The 16,976-nt window shown below is 64.2% G+C and carries 17 protein-coding genes, 1 tRNA gene and 1 riboswitch; of the genes, 9 read left to right on the top strand and 9 right to left on the bottom strand.

Annotated elements, in window-relative coordinates; all coding sequences use genetic code 11:
- Window positions 1-205: 205 nt before the first annotated feature.
- From ASF61_RS15055 to ASF61_RS15035, 5 genes are all read right to left on the bottom strand, one after another.
- Window positions 206-931 (bottom strand): MGMT family protein, encoded by a 726-nt coding sequence (locus ASF61_RS15055; RefSeq protein ID WP_056157232.1) that lies wholly within the window; start codon window positions 929-931, stop codon window positions 206-208.
- 85 nt (window positions 932-1,016) lie between these two features.
- Window positions 1,017-1,092 (bottom strand) — tRNA-Lys (locus ASF61_RS15050).
- Between the two features lie 60 nt (window positions 1,093-1,152).
- Window positions 1,153-2,922: a GspE/PulE family protein gene (locus tag ASF61_RS15045; RefSeq protein ID WP_056157230.1), complete on the bottom strand. Its 1,770-nt coding sequence runs from the start codon at window positions 2,920-2,922 to the stop codon at window positions 1,153-1,155.
- 199 nt (window positions 2,923-3,121) lie between these two features.
- Window positions 3,122-3,916, bottom strand: coding sequence for a spermidine synthase (locus ASF61_RS15040; RefSeq protein ID WP_056157228.1), 795 nt, complete (start codon window positions 3,914-3,916; stop codon window positions 3,122-3,124).
- A 143-nt stretch (window positions 3,917-4,059) separates the two neighbouring features.
- A complete protein-coding gene (locus ASF61_RS15035; RefSeq protein WP_056157225.1) occupies window positions 4,060-4,584 on the bottom strand; it encodes a glycine zipper 2TM domain-containing protein in 525 nt (174 codons plus the stop codon).
- A gap of 435 nt (window positions 4,585-5,019) precedes the next feature.
- On the opposite strand from ASF61_RS15035, the gene ASF61_RS15030 reads away from it, so the two are divergent.
- The 5 genes from ASF61_RS15030 to ASF61_RS15010 all read left to right on the top strand — a co-directional run bounded on the left by ASF61_RS15030 (window position 5,020) and on the right by ASF61_RS15010 (window position 10,235).
- On the top strand, window positions 5,020-5,412 hold the full coding sequence (locus ASF61_RS15030) for a barstar family protein (RefSeq protein ID WP_229205861.1): 393 nt from the start codon (window positions 5,020-5,022) through the stop codon (window positions 5,410-5,412).
- A gap of 114 nt (window positions 5,413-5,526) precedes the next feature.
- Entirely contained in the window at window positions 5,527-6,138 is a 612-nt protein-coding gene (purN, locus tag ASF61_RS15025; RefSeq protein ID WP_056157224.1) for a phosphoribosylglycinamide formyltransferase, read from the top strand.
- 28 nt (window positions 6,139-6,166) lie between these two features.
- Entirely contained in the window at window positions 6,167-7,474 is a 1,308-nt protein-coding gene (locus tag ASF61_RS15020) for an RsmB/NOP family class I SAM-dependent RNA methyltransferase (protein ID WP_056157222.1), read from the top strand.
- A gap of 63 nt (window positions 7,475-7,537) precedes the next feature.
- The gene (locus tag ASF61_RS15015) at window positions 7,538-8,851 is read left to right on the top strand and encodes a mechanosensitive ion channel family protein (protein ID WP_056157220.1); all 1,314 of its coding nucleotides are present in this window, start codon (window positions 7,538-7,540) and stop codon (window positions 8,849-8,851) included.
- A 181-nt stretch (window positions 8,852-9,032) separates the two neighbouring features.
- The gene (locus ASF61_RS15010) at window positions 9,033-10,235 is read left to right on the top strand and encodes a fatty acid desaturase (protein ID WP_056157218.1); all 1,203 of its coding nucleotides are present in this window, start codon (window positions 9,033-9,035) and stop codon (window positions 10,233-10,235) included.
- A gap of 114 nt (window positions 10,236-10,349) precedes the next feature.
- On the opposite strand, the gene rpmG is transcribed toward ASF61_RS15010, so the two are convergent.
- The 4 genes from rpmG to ASF61_RS14990 form a co-directional block, all read right to left on the bottom strand.
- Window positions 10,350-10,517, bottom strand: coding sequence for a 50S ribosomal protein L33 (gene rpmG / locus ASF61_RS15005; RefSeq protein WP_056157216.1), 168 nt, complete (start codon window positions 10,515-10,517; stop codon window positions 10,350-10,352).
- A gap of 13 nt (window positions 10,518-10,530) precedes the next feature.
- Window positions 10,531-10,767, bottom strand: coding sequence for a 50S ribosomal protein L28 (rpmB, locus tag ASF61_RS15000; protein ID WP_056157214.1), 237 nt, complete (start codon window positions 10,765-10,767; stop codon window positions 10,531-10,533).
- 153 nt (window positions 10,768-10,920) lie between these two features.
- Entirely contained in the window at window positions 10,921-11,595 is a 675-nt protein-coding gene (gene radC, locus ASF61_RS14995; protein WP_056157210.1) for a DNA repair protein RadC, read from the bottom strand.
- Window positions 11,596-11,675: 80 nt separating this feature from the next.
- The gene (locus ASF61_RS14990; RefSeq protein WP_056157208.1) at window positions 11,676-12,899 is read right to left on the bottom strand and encodes a chloride channel protein; all 1,224 of its coding nucleotides are present in this window, start codon (window positions 12,897-12,899) and stop codon (window positions 11,676-11,678) included.
- 65 nt (window positions 12,900-12,964) lie between these two features.
- A riboswitch (Fluoride riboswitch) is annotated at window positions 12,965-13,036 on the bottom strand.
- A gap of 97 nt (window positions 13,037-13,133) precedes the next feature.
- Here ASF61_RS14990 and ASF61_RS14985 point away from each other — a divergent pair.
- From ASF61_RS14985 to ASF61_RS14970, 4 genes are all read left to right on the top strand, one after another.
- The gene (locus ASF61_RS14985) at window positions 13,134-13,586 is read left to right on the top strand and encodes a peptidylprolyl isomerase (RefSeq protein WP_056157206.1); all 453 of its coding nucleotides are present in this window, start codon (window positions 13,134-13,136) and stop codon (window positions 13,584-13,586) included.
- 20 nt (window positions 13,587-13,606) lie between these two features.
- Complete coding sequence (gene ispH / locus ASF61_RS14980) at window positions 13,607-14,569, top strand: 4-hydroxy-3-methylbut-2-enyl diphosphate reductase (RefSeq protein WP_056157204.1); 963 nt, start codon at window positions 13,607-13,609, stop codon at window positions 14,567-14,569.
- 236 nt (window positions 14,570-14,805) lie between these two features.
- The gene (locus ASF61_RS14975; RefSeq protein WP_056157202.1) at window positions 14,806-15,735 is read left to right on the top strand and encodes a branched-chain amino acid ABC transporter permease; all 930 of its coding nucleotides are present in this window, start codon (window positions 14,806-14,808) and stop codon (window positions 15,733-15,735) included.
- Between the two features lie 21 nt (window positions 15,736-15,756).
- Entirely contained in the window at window positions 15,757-16,965 is a 1,209-nt protein-coding gene (locus ASF61_RS14970; protein ID WP_373994551.1) for an ABC transporter ATP-binding protein, read from the top strand.
- The last annotated feature ends 11 nt before the right edge of the window (window positions 16,966-16,976 follow it).

Raw genomic sequence — 16,976 nt, 5'->3', positions numbered from 1 at the left:
GGCGCTGCCGGCTTGTGCCGCGACGAGTCGCTGCGCCAAGTCGGCCGCGGCTGATCGACAGGCGCGGTCGGCCGCCCGCAGTCGGTCACGCCTGTCGGCGCTGCCTGGTTGGTCGCGCTCGATCGGCCACGCTCAATCGGCTACGTTCAGCGGGCAGCGCCTGGTCGGCATCGCACCCCCAGCCGTGCTGACCCGCCCCGCGTCGTCAACCCTGCCACAGGTGGCGCGCCAGATCGACCGCGCCGCCTGGCGACGGCACACCTTCGGCGGCCAGCAGCGCGGCCTGCTGCGGCAGCGCCGCCAGCAATTGTCCGCGGCCGTTGACGATGCGGTGCAATGGCAGACCGCGCGCGAGGTTGCGCCGGATGTAGCCGGGCAGGGCGCGCACGAAGCTGTCATCGACGCCGATGGCCAGCGTCACATCGCGGTAGCGCACCACGCGCCCGGCCGGAATGGCGGCGACAAAGTCGCAGAATTTTTGCTGTACCGATTCCGGCAGCGGCGCGTAGCGGTTGGCGATCAGCGCAGCCGCATCGCCCGTGCGCAGCGTGCCGCCGCGCACCACCACGCCGAGGATGCCGCGCCGTCCGATCACGGCCGCGGGCCGGCCCACCAGCGGCGCGATGCGCTGGCACGGCTCGCAGTACATCGTCAGACGGATTTCGACGTCGCCGCTGACGATGGCGCTGCCGGGGCGAAAGTCCTCGGGCGCCGCACCGTCGAGCACCAGGTTTTCGGACAGCGCGCCCGGCGCCAGCTGCAGGGCGTCCAGCTGCGACGCCAGCGTGACCAGCACCTGGCGCGGACTGAGTTGGTGGGCGTGGATGTCGCCGCCGATGCCCATGCCGGCGGTCAGCGTCATGCTGTCCTGCGCCACGACCGGCTGGCCGCGCGCGGGCTTGCAGAACAGGTGGGTGAGGGTGATCGGCATCGGGCGGTGTGCACTTGCGTGCGGAGACAAAAAAAGGCTACGCGCGCAATGCGGGTAACCTTGATCTGATGCTGCCAAAATTCGGTGGTAGGCCGTGCGGGATTCGAACCTGCGACCAACGGATTAAAAGTCCGCTGCTCTACCAGCTGAGCTAACGACCCCCGAAAGAGGCCGTATTATATACAGCCTGCCCCGCAGGTGCCAAGGGTTTTTTTTGCTGCCTAACGCGCGGTCAGCGCCGCTGTCGCCTTCAACACTTCGTCGGCCGTGGTCGCCCCTTCGGCGATCTTCAGCGCGCCGGCGATGCGCAGCGGCTTCATGCCGTCGGCGATGGCCTGGCGGCGCAGCGCGTGGAGGTCGGTGGTTGCGCGGATCTGTTCGCCGAACGGGCCGGTCACGGTCAGCAGCTCGTACAGGCCGGTGCGGCCGCGGTAGCCGGTCTGGCGGCACTCGGCGCAGCCGACCGCGCGGTAGATGGCGGCCGGCTTGGGCAGCTGCCAGGCGCCGCCCAGGCTGTGCCACAGGTCGTCGGCCAGTTCGCCGTCGGGCGCCTTGCAGTGCTCGCACAGCGTGCGCACCAGGCGCTGCGCCATGATGCCGATCAGCGTCGCCTCCAGCAGGTAGTAGGGCACGCCCAGTTCCAGTAAGCGCATCACGGCCGACGGCGCATCGTTGGTGTGCAGCGTGGACAGCACCAGGTGGCCGGTCAGCGCGGCCTGGATCGCCATTTCGGCCGTGGCCAGGTCGCGGATCTCGCCGACCATGATGATGTCCGGGTCCTGCCGCATCAGCGCGCGCACGCCGTCGGCAAAGGTCAGGTCGATGGCCGGGTGCACCTGCATCTGGTTGAAGGCCGGCTCCACCATCTCGATCGGGTCTTCCACCGTGCACACGTTGACCTCCGACGTGGCCAGCGCCTTGAGCGTGGTGTACAGGGTGGTGGTCTTGCCCGAACCGGTGGGGCCGGTCACCAGGATGATGCCGTGCGGACGCCGGGTGAGGGCGTCCCAGCGTGCGGCGTCGTCGTCCGGGAAGCCCAGTTCGGGCAGGGTCTTGACCACCACGTCGGGATCGAAGATGCGCATCACCAGTTTTTCGCCGAAGGCCGTGGGCAGCGTGGACAGGCGCAGCTCCACTTCCTGGCCGCCGGCGGTGCGGGTCTTGATGCGGCCGTCCTGCGGCCGGCGCTTTTCGATCACGTCCATGCGTCCGAGCAGCTTGATGCGCGCGGTCATGGCGATCATCACCACTGCCGGCACCTGGTACACCTGGTGCAGCACGCCGTCGATGCGGAAGCGGATCGAGGCCAGGTCGCGCTTCGGTTCGAGGTGGATGTCGGACGCGCGCTGTTCGAACGCGTATTGCCACAGCCAGTCGACGATGTTGATCACGTGCTGGTCGTTGGCATCGACCTGCTTGCTGGCCTTGCCCAGCTCCACCAGCTGCTCGAAGTTGTTGCGCAGCGCCAGCTCGTTGCTGTTGCTCTTGTTGGCCTTCTTGATCGACTTGGCCAGGCTGAAGAACTGCGTCGTGTACTGGGCGATGTCGAGCGGGTTGGCGATCACGCGGCGCACGGCGCGCCGCGACAGCCGGGCGATTTCCGCTTCCCACTCGGTGGCGTTGGGGTCGGCGGTGGCCACCACCAGCGTGTCCGGCGTCAGTTCCACCGGCAGGATGTGGAAGCGCGCCGCGTAGCTGGCGGACATGACGTCGGCCACCCTGGTGAAATCGATCTTGAGCGGATCAATGCGGATGAAGGGCAGCTGGTGACGCCGCGCCATCCACTCGCACAGCGCGTCGAGCGTGAGCAGCTTGTGCGGCGGCAGCGCCGACAGCAGCTTGCCATGCGCCACCGCGCACAGCGGATGCATCGGGCTGTTCTTCATGATGGCCTGGCTGTGCGCATAAAGCGTGTTGACCTCGCTCTTGCGCACCATGCCGTCGGCCACCAGCCAGTGATAGATGTCTTGCAGGTCGAGCGGTGCGGACATGCTGGGCTCCCACGTCTCGGCGCCGGACCGTTCCGGCGCCGCTGCTGCAGTTAAGGGAACCTCGTAAAACCTACTGCGCGACCCGCTATCGCCTCTCCGTTGCTCAGCGTACCTCCGTACGCTTGCGCTACTCAAGACGATATCAGGCCGCTCGCTACGGTTTTTCGAGGTCCCTTTACGTCATTGCTTCGTCATTCCCTTACTTTGCCAGGCTGGCCGCGATGCCCTTGACCCACGACTTGGCCGGCAGCTTGGTTGCGGCCTGGATCTGCGCGGCGCGCGCGGCCAGCGCGGCCAGCGCCTCGGGGTCGAGGGCGCGGGCGCGCTTGAAGGCGATCGCCACCACGTTGCCGTCGTGGACTTCCGGCAGGCAGATCACCTGCGCGAACGCGAACTTGATGGCCTTGATGTTGCGCGCATAGCTCGGGTGGTCGCCGAACAGGTTGACCGTCATGATGCCATCGTCGCGCAGGCAGCGGTTACACGCCTGGTAGAACTCGGCGCTGTCGAGCACCGGGCCGCGCGCGGTGGCGTCGTACAGGTCCACTTGCAGGACGTCGATGGTATCGGCATTGGCGTCATCGGTGACGAACTCGAGCGCGTCCAGCTCCAGCACGCGCAGGCGGTCGTCGTTCGGCGGCAGCTTGAACATCGATGCACAGATGGCGATCACCGACGGATTGAGCTCCACTGCCGTAACGGTAGCGTCGGGGAAGGTGGTATAGCTGCACTTGGTCAGCGCAGCCGTGCCCAGGCCCAGCTGGACGATGTGGCGCGGCTGTTCCAGCCACAGCATGGCTGCCATCATCTGCTGGGCGTATTCGAGTTCCGGCCAGTTGGGCTTGCGGATACGCATCGCGCCTTGCACCCACTCGGTACCGAAATGCAGGTAACGCACGCCGTCCTGCTCGGACAGCGTCACGGGCGCAAACTTGGGCTTGCGCGCCGGGCGCGACGATTCTTCTTTTTCGATGGATTTACGTTTGATTAACATGACAAGGACAATGGGGCGCGGCGAAAGTAAGCCGCCATTATCCGGCCTGGGCGCCGGGTGCGGCAAGCCAAAAACGGCAAAGCCGGCCACGCGGGCCGGCTTTGCTCAACAGACGGGCGGTATCGTCCGCTGCATCGACACCATCAGCGCTGCATCGGTTCGATCGCCACGCGCAGGCGCAGGCGCTCGCCCGGGTCGTAGGACATCACGTCCGTGTAGTTGCGGCCACGGTATTCGTACGTCACCTGGTAGCCCGAGGTGCGCGATTCCCAGTGGTCGACGGTGCGGCACTGCTTGACCTGCTGCTCCTGGTAGCCGCCGCTGTTGGGCACGTTGGCGTTCTCGGTGCGGTCGCCGATCACGGCGCCGGCGATGGCGCCCGCAGCGGTGGCCACCGAGCGGCCGCTGCCGCCACCGACCTGGTTACCGGCCAGGCCGCCGAGCAGGCCGCCGATGATGGCGCCGCCGACATTGCGCTGTGGTGGCGGCTGCTGGACCTGCACATATTCGGTACGGCATTCCTGGCGCGGACGGTTGATCTGCTCGACCTGCGGGGTCACGTTCACCACGCGGCCGTAATCTTCGAAATCGGCAGCGTTGGCCACCTGGGCAAACGGCAGGGCGCTGGCGCACAGGGCTGCCGCGATCAGTTTGGTGTGCAGGCTCATCTTGATACCTCTTAGTGTGGACTGTCGGTGTTGCGTGTCGGGAATTCCAGGACGCATGCCTGTATGGTAGACCCGTTACCCGGCGCGGACCAGTGGCTTGCTGGTATCTGTGGCAACAAATTGTAACAGCGGGCCATGATCCGGTGCGCCGGCCACTGTGCCCAATTCGGCCTGAAATGCGCGCTGGCGGTTCCAGTTTTAACAAATAATGCACCATGAATCAACTTCGTGTTGATCTGGAAGGAACAACACGTTACCCTAATGAGCGTATGGGATTCAAATACATATTGAATCGACCACGGTCGGCACCGACCCGCCGGCCGTGTCAAGTGGACAGGTGCTCAAATTATTTATTCATTAATTCACAAGTTAGGCACTTCCGACAGCAAAGTGGACACACCGTACATACCTGGTCAAATCGAGGGAAACGAGAGCTTGCTGGCAAGCGTGCCGGCCAACCTCGTGCAGTCGATCCGCGCCTTCCGCGTCACGGAATTGCAGGACGAGGCCGCGCGTCTCGGCCACCACTTCCTGTACGCGCACCCGCTTGCCGGGGCCACCAAGCAGCAGGTGCTGGGCCTGATTGCCGAATCGTTCAGGTTCCCTAAGGGGGTAGGCAAGAATTTCGACGCACTGCGCGAGACGCTGACCGCCACCATGGCCGGCGCCGGTCACCAGGAAGGTTTTCTGGTGGTGCTGGAGCAATTGCCGAACGCCCAAAAATTTGACAAGGAAGCACGGGAAACCCTGCTCGATGTGTTCCGCGACGCGGCCGATTACTGGGCCGAGCGGGAGGTGCCGTTCCGCGTGTTTTACTCGTTCGAGTAAGCCAGCGGCCCGCCTCGCAGCAGGCGGGCAGGTGCATGCTGCGCTGCAACATCAGCGCCTCCGGCGGCGGCATTTTCTGGTCCGGTCCGTGTGGACAAGGTACAATGTCGGCCTATGAAAAACATCGTCATCCTTATTTCAGGTCGCGGAAGCAACATGGAAGCGATCGTGCGCGCGGCGCAGGCCGAGCGTTGGCCGGCCCGGATTGCCGCCGTGATCAGCAACCGTGCCGATGCCGGCGGGCTGGCATTTGCCGCAGCGCACGGCATTGCGACGGCCGTGGTCTCGAACAAGGATTACGCCAGCCGCGAAGCGTTCGACGCGGCGCTGCAAACCGTGGTGGACGGCTTCGCGCCCGACCTGGTGGTCCTGGCCGGCTTCATGCGCATCCTGACGCCGGGCTTCGTCGACCATTATGCGGGGCGCATGCTCAACATCCACCCGTCGCTGCTGCCGCTGTTCCCCGGCCTGCACACCCATGCGCAGGCGCTGGCGGCCGGCGTGACCGAACATGGCGCAACCGTGCACTTCGTCACTGCTGAACTCGACCATGGCCCGGCCGTGGCGCAGGCGCGCGTGCCGGTGCTGCCGGGCGATACGCCCGAGACGCTGTCGGCGCGGGTGCTGGTGCAGGAACACCGGCTCTACCCGCAGGCGGTGCGCGCGGTGCTCGATGGCAGGCTGACGATGATGCAAGAACATAACCCGGTCCTCGAAGCCTCGTAGACCGCTGAATCATTAACCAAGGATTTTCATGAGATTGCCTCCAGCGATACTCGCCAACGCCGAAGAAGTGTTGCGCGAGATTTTGCGTTTTGCCGCGCCTGCCGACACCACGCTGTCGCGTTACTTCAAGGACCACCCGCGCCTGGGCGGCCGCGAGCGCGGCGCCATCGCCGAGTGCGTGTATAACGTGCTGCGCAACAAATCGTTCTATACCGACTTTTCCGAAGCGGGCGGCGGCGCCACCATGCGCCGCCTGACGCTGCTGGGCATGGCCGACGCGGTCGGGCTCGAGTCGCTCGGCGGCCTGACCGAGGACGAAGTGCAGTGGGTCGCGCGCATCCTGCAGATCGACCGCAAGGTGATGCACAAGTCGAGCCGTTCGAACATGCCCAAGTGGCTGTTCGACAAGCTGGTCGCGCAGCTGGGGGAAGAAGAAACCCTGCTGCTGGCCGACGGCATGAACCAGCCGGCGCCGCTGGACCTGCGCGTCAACGCCATCAAGGCCAACCGCGACGACGTGATCGCGGCACTGGCCGAAGCGCCGATCCGCGCCACGCCGACGCCATTTGCGCCGCTGGGCCTGCGCGTGCTGCAAAAGCCGCAGCTGCAGAACCTGCCGCTGTTCAAGGATGGCCACATCGAGGTGCAGGACGAGGGCAGCCAGATCCTGTCGGCCATCGTCGGCGCCCGCCGCGGCGAAATGGTGGTGGACTTTTGCGCCGGCGCCGGCGGCAAGACGCTGGCGCTGGGCGCCACCATGCGCAACACTGGCCGCCTGTACGCGTTCGACGTGTCGGAGAAGCGCCTGTCCAAGCTCAAGCCACGCCTGGCGCGCAGCGGCCTGTCCAATGTCCACCCGGTCCTGATCGCGCACGAGCGCGACGCCAAGATCAAGCGCCTGGCCGGCAAGATCGACCGCGTACTGGTCGATGCGCCATGCTCGGGGCTCGGTACCCTGCGCCGCAATCCCGACGTCAAGTGGCGCCAGCAGGAAGGCGCCATCGCCGAACTGCAGACCAAGCAGGCCGCCATCCTGGACGGCGCCGCCCGCCTGCTCAAGGGCGGCGGCCGCCTGGTGTACGCCACCTGCAGCTTCCTCGACGATGAAAACGACGTGATCGCCCGGCAGTTCCTGGCCAGCCACCCGGACTTCGAACTGGTGCCGATGAACAAGGTATTGGCCGAGCAGAAGATCGACCTCGACACCGGCGAATTCCTCAAGCTGCTGCCGCACAAGCACCAGACCGATGGCTTCTTTGCTGCCGTGTTCGAGCGCAAGCCGATGGCCAAGAAGGCGGCGCCGGTACAGGACGACGCCGCGCCGGCCGACGCGTAAACACCACGTCCGGGCAGGGCGCAGCCCTGTCCGGCACTATCCCGCCAAACCACAGACCCGACGATGACCTCACAACAGCCGCTGCTCAAACTGATCGACGATATTACCGGCGACTTCAAGAACATCTTGCTGGTGTGGCAGCTGGGCGCCATCGTGGCCTGCGTCGTGCTGGGCTGGACCCTGGCCAGGCTGGTGCGCAACCGCTACGGGCGCCGCGAGACGCAAGGCAACGTCGCCCGTTTCGGTGTCGAGAGTTTCGGTCGCGTGATGGGACCGCTCGCCATCATGTGCCTGCTGTGGCTGTCGCGGCTGGTGCTGCGCCAGTACATGCCGCACACTGCCCTGATCAACGTGGCAATGCCGATCTTCGGCGCGCTGGCGGCGATCCGGTTTACGTTCTACCTGTTGCGTCGGGTATTCGCGCGCCGCCGCGAGATCAGCCCCGGCATGATCTCGTTCGAAAAAGTGTTCCAGCTGCTGGTGTGGGTTACCTACGTGCTCTACATCACCGGCTTGTGGGACGAGGTGTTCTACTTCCTCGATCACACCGTGCTGCCGCTCGGTAAATACAAGGTGTCGGTGGCCGACATTTTGCAGGCTGCCATCTCGGTGGTGGTAATGCTGATGCTGGCGCTGTGGGCCGGCACCGCGCTTGAAGAATGGCTGATGAAAATGCAGGGCATGCACACCAACCTGCGGGTGGTGGTGTCGCGCACGGCGCGTGCGCTGCTGATCCTGGTGGCGGTGCTGCTGAGCCTGTCGCTGGTCGGCATCGACCTGACCGTGCTGTCGGTGTTCGGCGGCGCGCTCGGCGTGGGCCTGGGGCTGGGCTTGCAGAAAATCGCCAGCAACTACGTGTCGGGCTTCGTGATCTTGCTCGACCGCAGCCTGACCATCGGCGACATGATCACGGTGGACAAGTACAGCGGCCGCGTCACGCAGATCAATACCCGCTACACGGTGCTGCAAGGCCTCGACGGCATGGAGTCGATCGTGCCCAACGAAATGCTGGTGTCGGGCGCGGTGCAGAATTCGTCGCTGTCCAACAGCATGGTCAATATTTCAACCAAGGTGTCGGTGGCCTACGAAACCGACGTCGACATGGTGCTCAAGCTGCTCGAGGATGCCGCGCGCACGGTGCCGCGCGTGCTGCAGGACAAGGGACCGTCGGCCACGCTGGTGGCGTTCGGCGCCGACGGCCTGGACCTGCAGCTGAGCTTCTGGATCAACGATCCGGAGAAAGGCCGGGGCGGCGTGACCTCGGACGTGAACCGGGCGATCTGGCGTGCGCTCAAGGAAAACCATGTGCTGGTGCCGTTCCCGGCCCGTGAAATGCGCATCCCCGGCGTGCCGCCCGAGCACGAGACCCAGGCCTAGTCGTGGTTTCGGCACCAGCGTGCTGAAAACTTGGGCGGCAATCGCCGGCCGGCAACGGCAATTTGCCCCCAAATCATCGTACAATATCGTGCTGTCCGTTAGACAGATCGATTTTTCGCGCCTGATGTAAAGGGCAATGTTGGCGGTTTCGCCCCGTGGCCTGGCAGGCCTCTTTTGGAGAATGAGCTTGAGTTTACATGCTGTACTGGATTTTCTGGCCAATGGTGTGACCCGCCTGAGTGCCTGGGAAGTGTTTTTTTACACGCTGATCGTGACCCACATCACCATCGCCAGCGTGACGATTTACCTGCACCGCCACCAGGCGCACCGCGCGCTCGAGCTGCATGCGATTCCCAGCCACTTCTTCCGCTTCTGGCTGTGGCTGACCACCGGCCAGGTGACCAAGGAGTGGGCGTCGATCCACCGCAAGCACCACGCCAAGTGCGATACCGAGGAAGACCCGCACAGCCCGGTAACCCGCGGCATCAAGAAGGTTTTCTGGGAAGGCGCCGAGCTGTACCGCGCTGAATCGAAAAACCTGGAAACCATGGAAAAATATGGCCACGGCACGCCCGACGACTGGATCGAGCGCAATCTGTATACGCGTCATTCCGCTGCCGGCGTGGTGGCGCTGCTGTTCATTAACTTCGCGCTGTTCGGCGTGATCGGCATCAGCGTGTGGGCCGTGCAGATGCTGTGGATTCCGGTCACTGCCGCCGGCATCATCAACGGCATCGGCCACTACTGGGGCTACCGCAACTACGACTGCAGCGACGCCGCCACCAACATCATCCCGTTCGGCATCCTGATCGGCGGCGAAGAGCTGCACAACAACCACCACACGTTTGCCACTTCGGCCAAGCTGTCGTCCAAGTGGTACGAGTTCGACATCGGCTGGGGTTATATCCGGGCGTTGGAAATGCTGGGCCTGGCCAAGGTCAAGCGCCGCGCGCCGGCGCCGAAGTTCGCCAAGGGCAAAATCGAAGCGGACTTCGACACGCTGGCGTCGGTCATCGCCAACCGCTACGACGTGATGGCCAAGTATGCGAAGTCGGTCAAGTCGGCGTGGAAGGAAGAGCGCGAGCACCTGAAGCAGAAGGCCCAGCTCGAATCGCGCTTCCTGAAATCGTCGCGCAAGCTGCTGCAGCGCGAACCGGGCAAGCTGGCTGCGCCACAGCAGGAGCAACTGGTCGAGCTGTTCCAGCACAGCAAGGCGCTGGAAACCATGCACACGATGCGCGTGGAACTGGGCGTGATCTGGGAGCGTTCGCACTTTACGCGCGAGCAGCTGCTGCACAAGCTGCAGGACTGGTGCAACCGCGCCGAAGCGTCGGGCATCAAGTCGCTGCAAGAGTTTTCGCTGCGCCTGCGCAGCTACGCGTAAGCATCCCCGTCGTACCGAACCCCGCGCACAGCGGGGTTTTTTTTCGCCCCGACCCACGGTACCGGCGAAAAAAAACCACCCGCAGGTGGTTTTTCGGAACACCGCGATCGCTGATTACTTGATCTTGGTTTCTTTGTAAGCGACGTGCTTGCGTGCTTTAGGATCGAACTTGATGATCTCCATTTTTGCAGGCATGGTGCGCTTGTTTTTGGTGGTGGTGTAGAAGTGACCAGTACCTGCGGTCGATTCCAGCTTGATTTTGTCGCGGCCAGTTTTTGCCATGGTAGCTCCCTAATTAGACTTTTTCGCCACGGGCGCGCATGTCGGACAGGACGGCATCGATGCCTACCTTGTCGATGACGCGCAGGCCAGCGTTGGACAGACGCAGGGAGACCCAGCGGTTTTCAGATTCAACAAAAATACGACGGTTCTGCAGGTTAGGCAGGAAACGACGCTTGGTTTTGTTGTTTGCGTGGGAAACATTGTTGCCGACCATCGGCTTCTTCCCAGTAACTTGGCAAACACGTGCCATAACGCACTCCTTAAAAGACATTCCACAATTGGAAAAACAAGAGTATATCCAAAAAACTTAGGATATTCAATGACTTGTGAAAAACAATGGTGTCATGGATTTCTCATAAAATTTAACAATTGGGGCTAAGCCCTTGAGCCAGCAGGGGTAAACCTATAATTGGCCATGCTCGGCGAACGAATGGACATGCTGTCCGGCCACCACAAAATGGTCGAGCACGCGGATATCGACCAGCGCCAGCGCCTGTGTCAGCGACCTGGTCAGCCGCACATCGGCCTCGCTCGGGTGCGGCGTACCGGACGGATGGTTATGGGCCAGCATCACGCTGGCCGCATTGCGCGCCAGCGCCTCCTTGACCACCTCGCGCGGATAGACGCTGGCGTGGGTCAGCGTGCCCCGGAACAGTTCCTTGACATCGAGCACGCGATTTTTGACGTCCAGAAACACGACATAAAACGATTCGAAACTGCGGCCGTTGAGCAGCAGGCGCAGGTATTGCTTGACGGCCTGCGGCGAGGCCAGCGTGGTGGCGCTGCGCACTTCCTCGAGCATGGCGCGCCGCGCCAGTTCCATCACCGCCTGCAGCTGGGCGAACTTGGCCGGCCCCAGGCCGTTGATGGCGGAAAATTCGGGCAGGGTGGCGCCGAACAGGCGCTGCAGCGAGCCGAAGTGGTGCATCGCATGCTGGCCGAGCTGGACGGCGTCGGCGCCGCGCACGCCCACGCGCAGGAAGATCGCCAGCAGTTCGGCATCGGACAGCGCACCGGCGCCATCGCGGATCAGGCGTTCACGCGGACGCTGGTGTTTCGGCCAATCGTTGATGGTCATGGGAGGGCTCCGCGGGTGTGGTCTGGCCATTATGCGGAGCGTGCGCGGCAGAATGCCGGCGCATATCAAGCGTGCGGTGCTTAGACCTTCAGCTTCGGATACAGCAGGCGCTGCGCCGCATAGATGCCGTGCCGGCCAGACACCAGGTAGCTGGCCGCGCAGCCCAGCGCTGCATACACGCCGATGTCGATGCCGAACAGTTCGATGGCGATGACGGTGGAGGCCAGCGGCGTGTTCGCCGCGCCGGCAAAGACGGCGGCCAGGCCCACTGCAGCCAGGAACGGCGGCGGCAGGTGCAGCAGCGGCGCCAGCACGTGGCCTAATGTGGCGCCGACGTAAAACAGCGGCGTCACTTCACCGCCCTTGAAACCGCTGGCGATCGACCAGGCGGTCAAGCCCAGCTTGGCCAGAAAATCCTGGGGCAGAACCTGGCCCGAGAACGCCGCCTGCAGCACCGGCAGGCCCAGGCCCAGGTAGCGGTCGGCATTGGTTACGGTCATGGCAAACATCACGATCGCCGCCCCGCCGATCAGCGGGCGCAGCAGGCTATTGGCGACATGGCGCCGGAACAGCGCCGCCAGCCCGTGGATGGCGCCGCAAAAGCCGCGCGCCACCAGGCCGAACACCACGCCGGACGCGGCCACCAGCAGCAGCGGCATCCAGCCCAGCGCGGGCATGGCGCCGGCCGCATAATGGACGTGGTGCGCGCCGAGCATGAGCGCGACCACGTTGGCGATCACGGCCGAGAGCAGGCAGGGCAGCAGGGCGCCGGCCGCCATGCCCGAGAGCGCCACCACCTCGATGGCCCAGACAGCGCCGGCCACCGGTGTGCCGAACAGCGAGGCAAAACCGGCCGCCATGCCGGCAATGACGATCACGGTGCGGGTGTGGTGGTTCACCCGCAACAGTTTGCTCAACTGGTCGGACAGCGCTGCGCCCATCTGCACGGCCGTGCCTTCGCGCCCGACCGAGGCGCCGAACAGGTGCGAGGTCAGGGTGCCGAACAGCACCAGCGGCGCCAGCCGCAGCGGCACGGTCTGTTGCGGCACCCGGGTCTCCTTCAGCAGCAGGTTGATGCCGGCGTCGCTGCCGGCACCGTAGCGGCGGTACAGCCAGGCCACCAACATGCCTGCTGCCGGCAGCAGCCAGATCAGCCAGCGGTATTGGCCGCGCCACTGCGTGACGGCGTCGAGTGCGCACAGGAAGGCGGCCGAGGCGCTACCGGCCAGGACGCCGATAAGACACGACAGGGCGACCCATTTGAGCGCTGGAGTGAAGAAAGTGTTTTTGAAGTAATCCATCATGTCCTCGATCTCGCTTTACCGGACAGACAGATGGGACGGCCGCGCGCCTGCATCTTCCTGTCCAGGAATCAGCAGGCATCATCAGCCGGAGCGGCGGTTGGGATAGTTGCAGGAGGAATGCCATCTCCCATGCTCAGTGTAGCATGACCCGCTGCCCCGGGGACCGGCCGAAAGCGGCAAGCCGGCGCCAGGTGGCTTACAATACAGCCTTTGTCAGCCTACCGAAGTCACGTCATGTCTAATGCGCAACCTGTGGTCACCCCGTCGGCCTATCTCACCCTGCACTACCGCCTGGCCTCGGTGGATGGCAACGATATCGTCACCACCTTTGGCGGCACGCCAGCCACCCTGATGCTGGGCCAGGGACAACTGGCGCCCGTGCTGGAAGAGCTGCTGATCGGCATGCCCGAAGGCACGCACAAGACCTTCGAGCTCGAACCGGGCGTCGGCTTCGGGCCGCGCAACCCGGAACTGCTGCGCGAGGTGTCGCGCGCCACGCTCGACGCCAACTCGGCGCCCGACGCCGACTACAAGATAGGCGACCTGGTCGATTTCGCCGCGCCCGGCGGCGGCCGCTTTGCCGGCATCCTGCGCGAGCTCGGCGACGAAACCTGCTTGTTCGATTTCAACCATCCGCTGGCCGGCCAGCCCTTGAAATTCGAAGTGAACCTGATTTCGGTGTTGTGAAGAACTTTGAGGACTGAACCATGAGCGATAAAGAACTCCTGCTGGCCCAGCCGCGCGGCTTTTGCGCCGGCGTCGACCGCGCCATCGAAATCGTCGAGCGCGCCCTGAACCAGTTCGGCGCGCCGATCTACGTGCGCCACGAAATCGTCCACAATGCCTACGTGGTGGCCGACCTGCGCGCCAAGGGCGCGATCTTCATCGAGGACCTCGACGATGTCCCGGCCGGCAATACGCTGGTGTTTTCCGCGCACGGCGTATCGCGCGCGGTGCGGGCCGAAGCCGAGTCGCGCGGCCTGTCGATTTTCGACGCCACCTGCCCGCTGGTGACCAAGGTCCACGTGGAAGTGGCCAAGATGCGCAAGCAGGGCTGCGAGATCATCATGATCGGTCACCAGGGCCACCCGGAAGTGGAGGGCACCATGGGCCAGACCGACCAGGGCATGTACCTGGTCGAAACCGTGGACGATGTCGAGCACCTGGTGGTGGCCAAGCCCGACCAGCTGGCCTACGTGTCGCAGACCACGCTGTCGGTGGACGACACCATCGAAATCATCGCTGCGCTCAAGCGCAAGTTCCCGGCGATTATCGAGCCGAAGAAGGGCGACATCTGCTACGCCACCACCAACCGCCAGGAGGCCGTCAAGTTCATGGCGCCGCAGGTGGAACTGGTGATCGTAGTCGGCAGCCCCAACAGCTCGAACTCGAACCGCCTGCGCGAAGTGGCGGAAAAGATGGGCACGCCGGCCTACATGGTCGACAACGCCTCGCAAATCGACCCGGCCTGGCTCGACGGCAAGCTGCGCGTGGGCGTGACGGCCGGCGCGTCGGCGCCCGAGGTGCTGGTGCAGGCCGTGATTTCGCGCTTGAAGGAATGCGGCGTGCGCAGCGTGCGCCCGCTCGATGGCGTGGAAGAGTCGGTCACCTTCCCGCTGCCCAAGGGGCTGGACGGGCAGAAGGCTGCACCAATCGAGGGCATGGCCTAGTCAGGCTAGAACACTAGCGGAATAAAATTCAGTCACGCATGCTTTATTCCGCTGTTCGTTTTTCCAGAATCTCGCTATCATTGCCTCGCTCTTAAAAGCTTGTCGTTTCGTCTCCATTGCTGCTGGTGGTACGGAACTTGCATAATGAATGCGTAGCCAACGACGGCACTGCGGGACTTGTTTCCCGGGTGCCGTTTTTGTTACGTGGTGCAGGCACAACATAGTAAAGGTTCTCAATGGATACCCTTATCCAACAAATCATCAACGGGCTGGTGCTCGGCAGCATGTACGCACTGGTCGCGCTCGGATACACCATGGTGTACGGCGTCCTCAACCTGATCAACTTCGCCCACGGCGACGTGCTGATGATCGGCGCCATGACCGGCCTGACCATCCTCAACCTGCTCAACCAGTACGCGCCCGAGCTGCCCGGCTACATCAAGCTGGCGATCGCCATCGGTGGCGCGATTCCGGTCTGCATGATCGTCAACGTGGTGATCGAGCGGGTCGCATACCGACGGCTGCGCAACGCGCCGCGCCTGGCGCCGCTGATCACCGCCATCGGCGTGTCGATCCTGCTGCAGACCATTGCCATGATGATCTGGACCCGCAACCCGCTGCCGTTCCCGCAGCTGCTCTCGCCGGAACCGGTGATGATCGGCGGCGCGCTGATCTCGCAAACCCAGATTTTGCTGCTGGTGCTCGCTGCCGTGTCGATGGTCGGCCTGGTGCTGCTGGTGGAAAAAACCAAGATGGGCCGCGCCATGCGCGCCACTGCTGAAAACCCGCGCGTGGCCGGCCTGATGGGCGTCGATTCCAACAAGGTGATCGTGCTGACCTTCGCGCTCGGCGCCGCGCTGGCCGGCGTGGCCGGCGTGATGTGGGGCGCCAACTATGCGTCGATCCAGTTTGCCATGGGCTTTTTGCCCGGCCTGAAAGCGTTCTGCGCGGCCGTCCTGGGCGGGATCGGCAACATCTACGGCGCCATGATCGGCGGCATCGTGCTGGGGCTGGTGGAAAGCCTGGGCGCCGGCTATATCGGCGACCTGACCGGGGGCTTCCTCGGCAGTCACTACCAGGACATCTTTGCCTTCGTGGTGCTGATCCTGGTGCTCACCGTTCGCCCGTCCGGCATCATGGGCGAGCGCGTGGCCGACCGCGCGTAAGGAGGAACGAGCATGGCATTCATGAGTGTAGACACGAAGCGCGAACCGAAAAAAGCCTGGGCCACGCTGGCCGTGCTGCTGATCGGCTTGCTGATCTTCCCGTTCTTTGCCGCCCAGTTCGGTAATTCCTGGGTACGCATCATCGATGTGGCGCTGCTGTACATCATGCTGGCCCTCGGTCTGAACATCGTGGTCGGCTTTGCCGGTCTGCTCGACCTCGGCTACATCGCGTTCTTTGCGGTGGGCGCCTACGTGACCGGGCTGCTGGCTTCGCCGCAATTCGCCACCCTGCTCGAATCGATGATCGACCAGTACCCGGCGCTGGCGCAGACGCTGATCGCCGTGCTGGGGCCGGAGATCCAGCAGAACGGCATCCACCTGTCGGTCTGGGCCATCGTGCCGGTTGCTGCCGTCCTGGCCGGCCTGTTCGGTGCGCTGCTCGGTGCGCCGACCTTGAAACTGCGCGGCGATTACCTGGCCATCGTGACGCTGGGCTTTGGCGAGATCATCCGCATCTTCATGATGAATTTGAACGAGCCGATCAATTTCACCAACGGTCCGCAGGGCATCAACATGATCGACCCGATCCGCGTGTTCGGCGTCAACCTGGCCGGCGAAGCGGGCTCGCGCGCCACCGTCATGCTGGGCGGCTTCGCCATGCCGTCGGTGAATGCCTATTACTACCTGTTCCTGCTGCTGTGCGTGATCATCGTGTTCGTCACGGCGCGCCTCCAGCATTCGCGCCTGGGCCGCGCCTGGGTGGCGATCCGCGAGGACGAGATCGCCGCCAAGGCGATGGGCATCAACACCCGCAACGTCAAGCTGCTGGCGTTTTCGATGGGCGCGTCGTTCGGCGGCGTGGCCGGCGCCATGTTTGCGGCGTTCCAGGGCTTCGTCTCGCCCGAATCGTTCTCGCTGACCGAATCGATCGCCGTGCTGGCGATGGTGGTGCTGGGCGGCATCGGCCACATCCCGGGCGTGATACTCGGCGGTGCGCTGCTGGCGTCGCTGCCGGAGGTGCTGCGCCACGTGGTGGAGCCGCTGCAGCAAAAACTGTTCGGTCACGTGGTGATCGAGGCGGAAGTGCTGCGCCAGCTGCTGTACGGCCTGGCGCTGGTGCTGATGATGTTGTACCGCCCGGCTGGCCTGTGGCCGTCGCCCAAGCATGAAGACCGTCCCGACCATGATTCGGATACCAAAGACGCATCGTCCGACACGGTCGCGGTGTAAGGATAGCAACG

The sequence above is a fragment of the Duganella sp. Leaf126 genome (genome assembly GCF_001423125.1).
Lineage (GTDB): Bacteria > Pseudomonadota > Gammaproteobacteria > Burkholderiales > Burkholderiaceae_D > Rugamonas.
The sequence above is the reverse complement of the archived record's forward strand: the minus strand, read 5'-3'. Positions and strand labels throughout refer to the sequence as shown.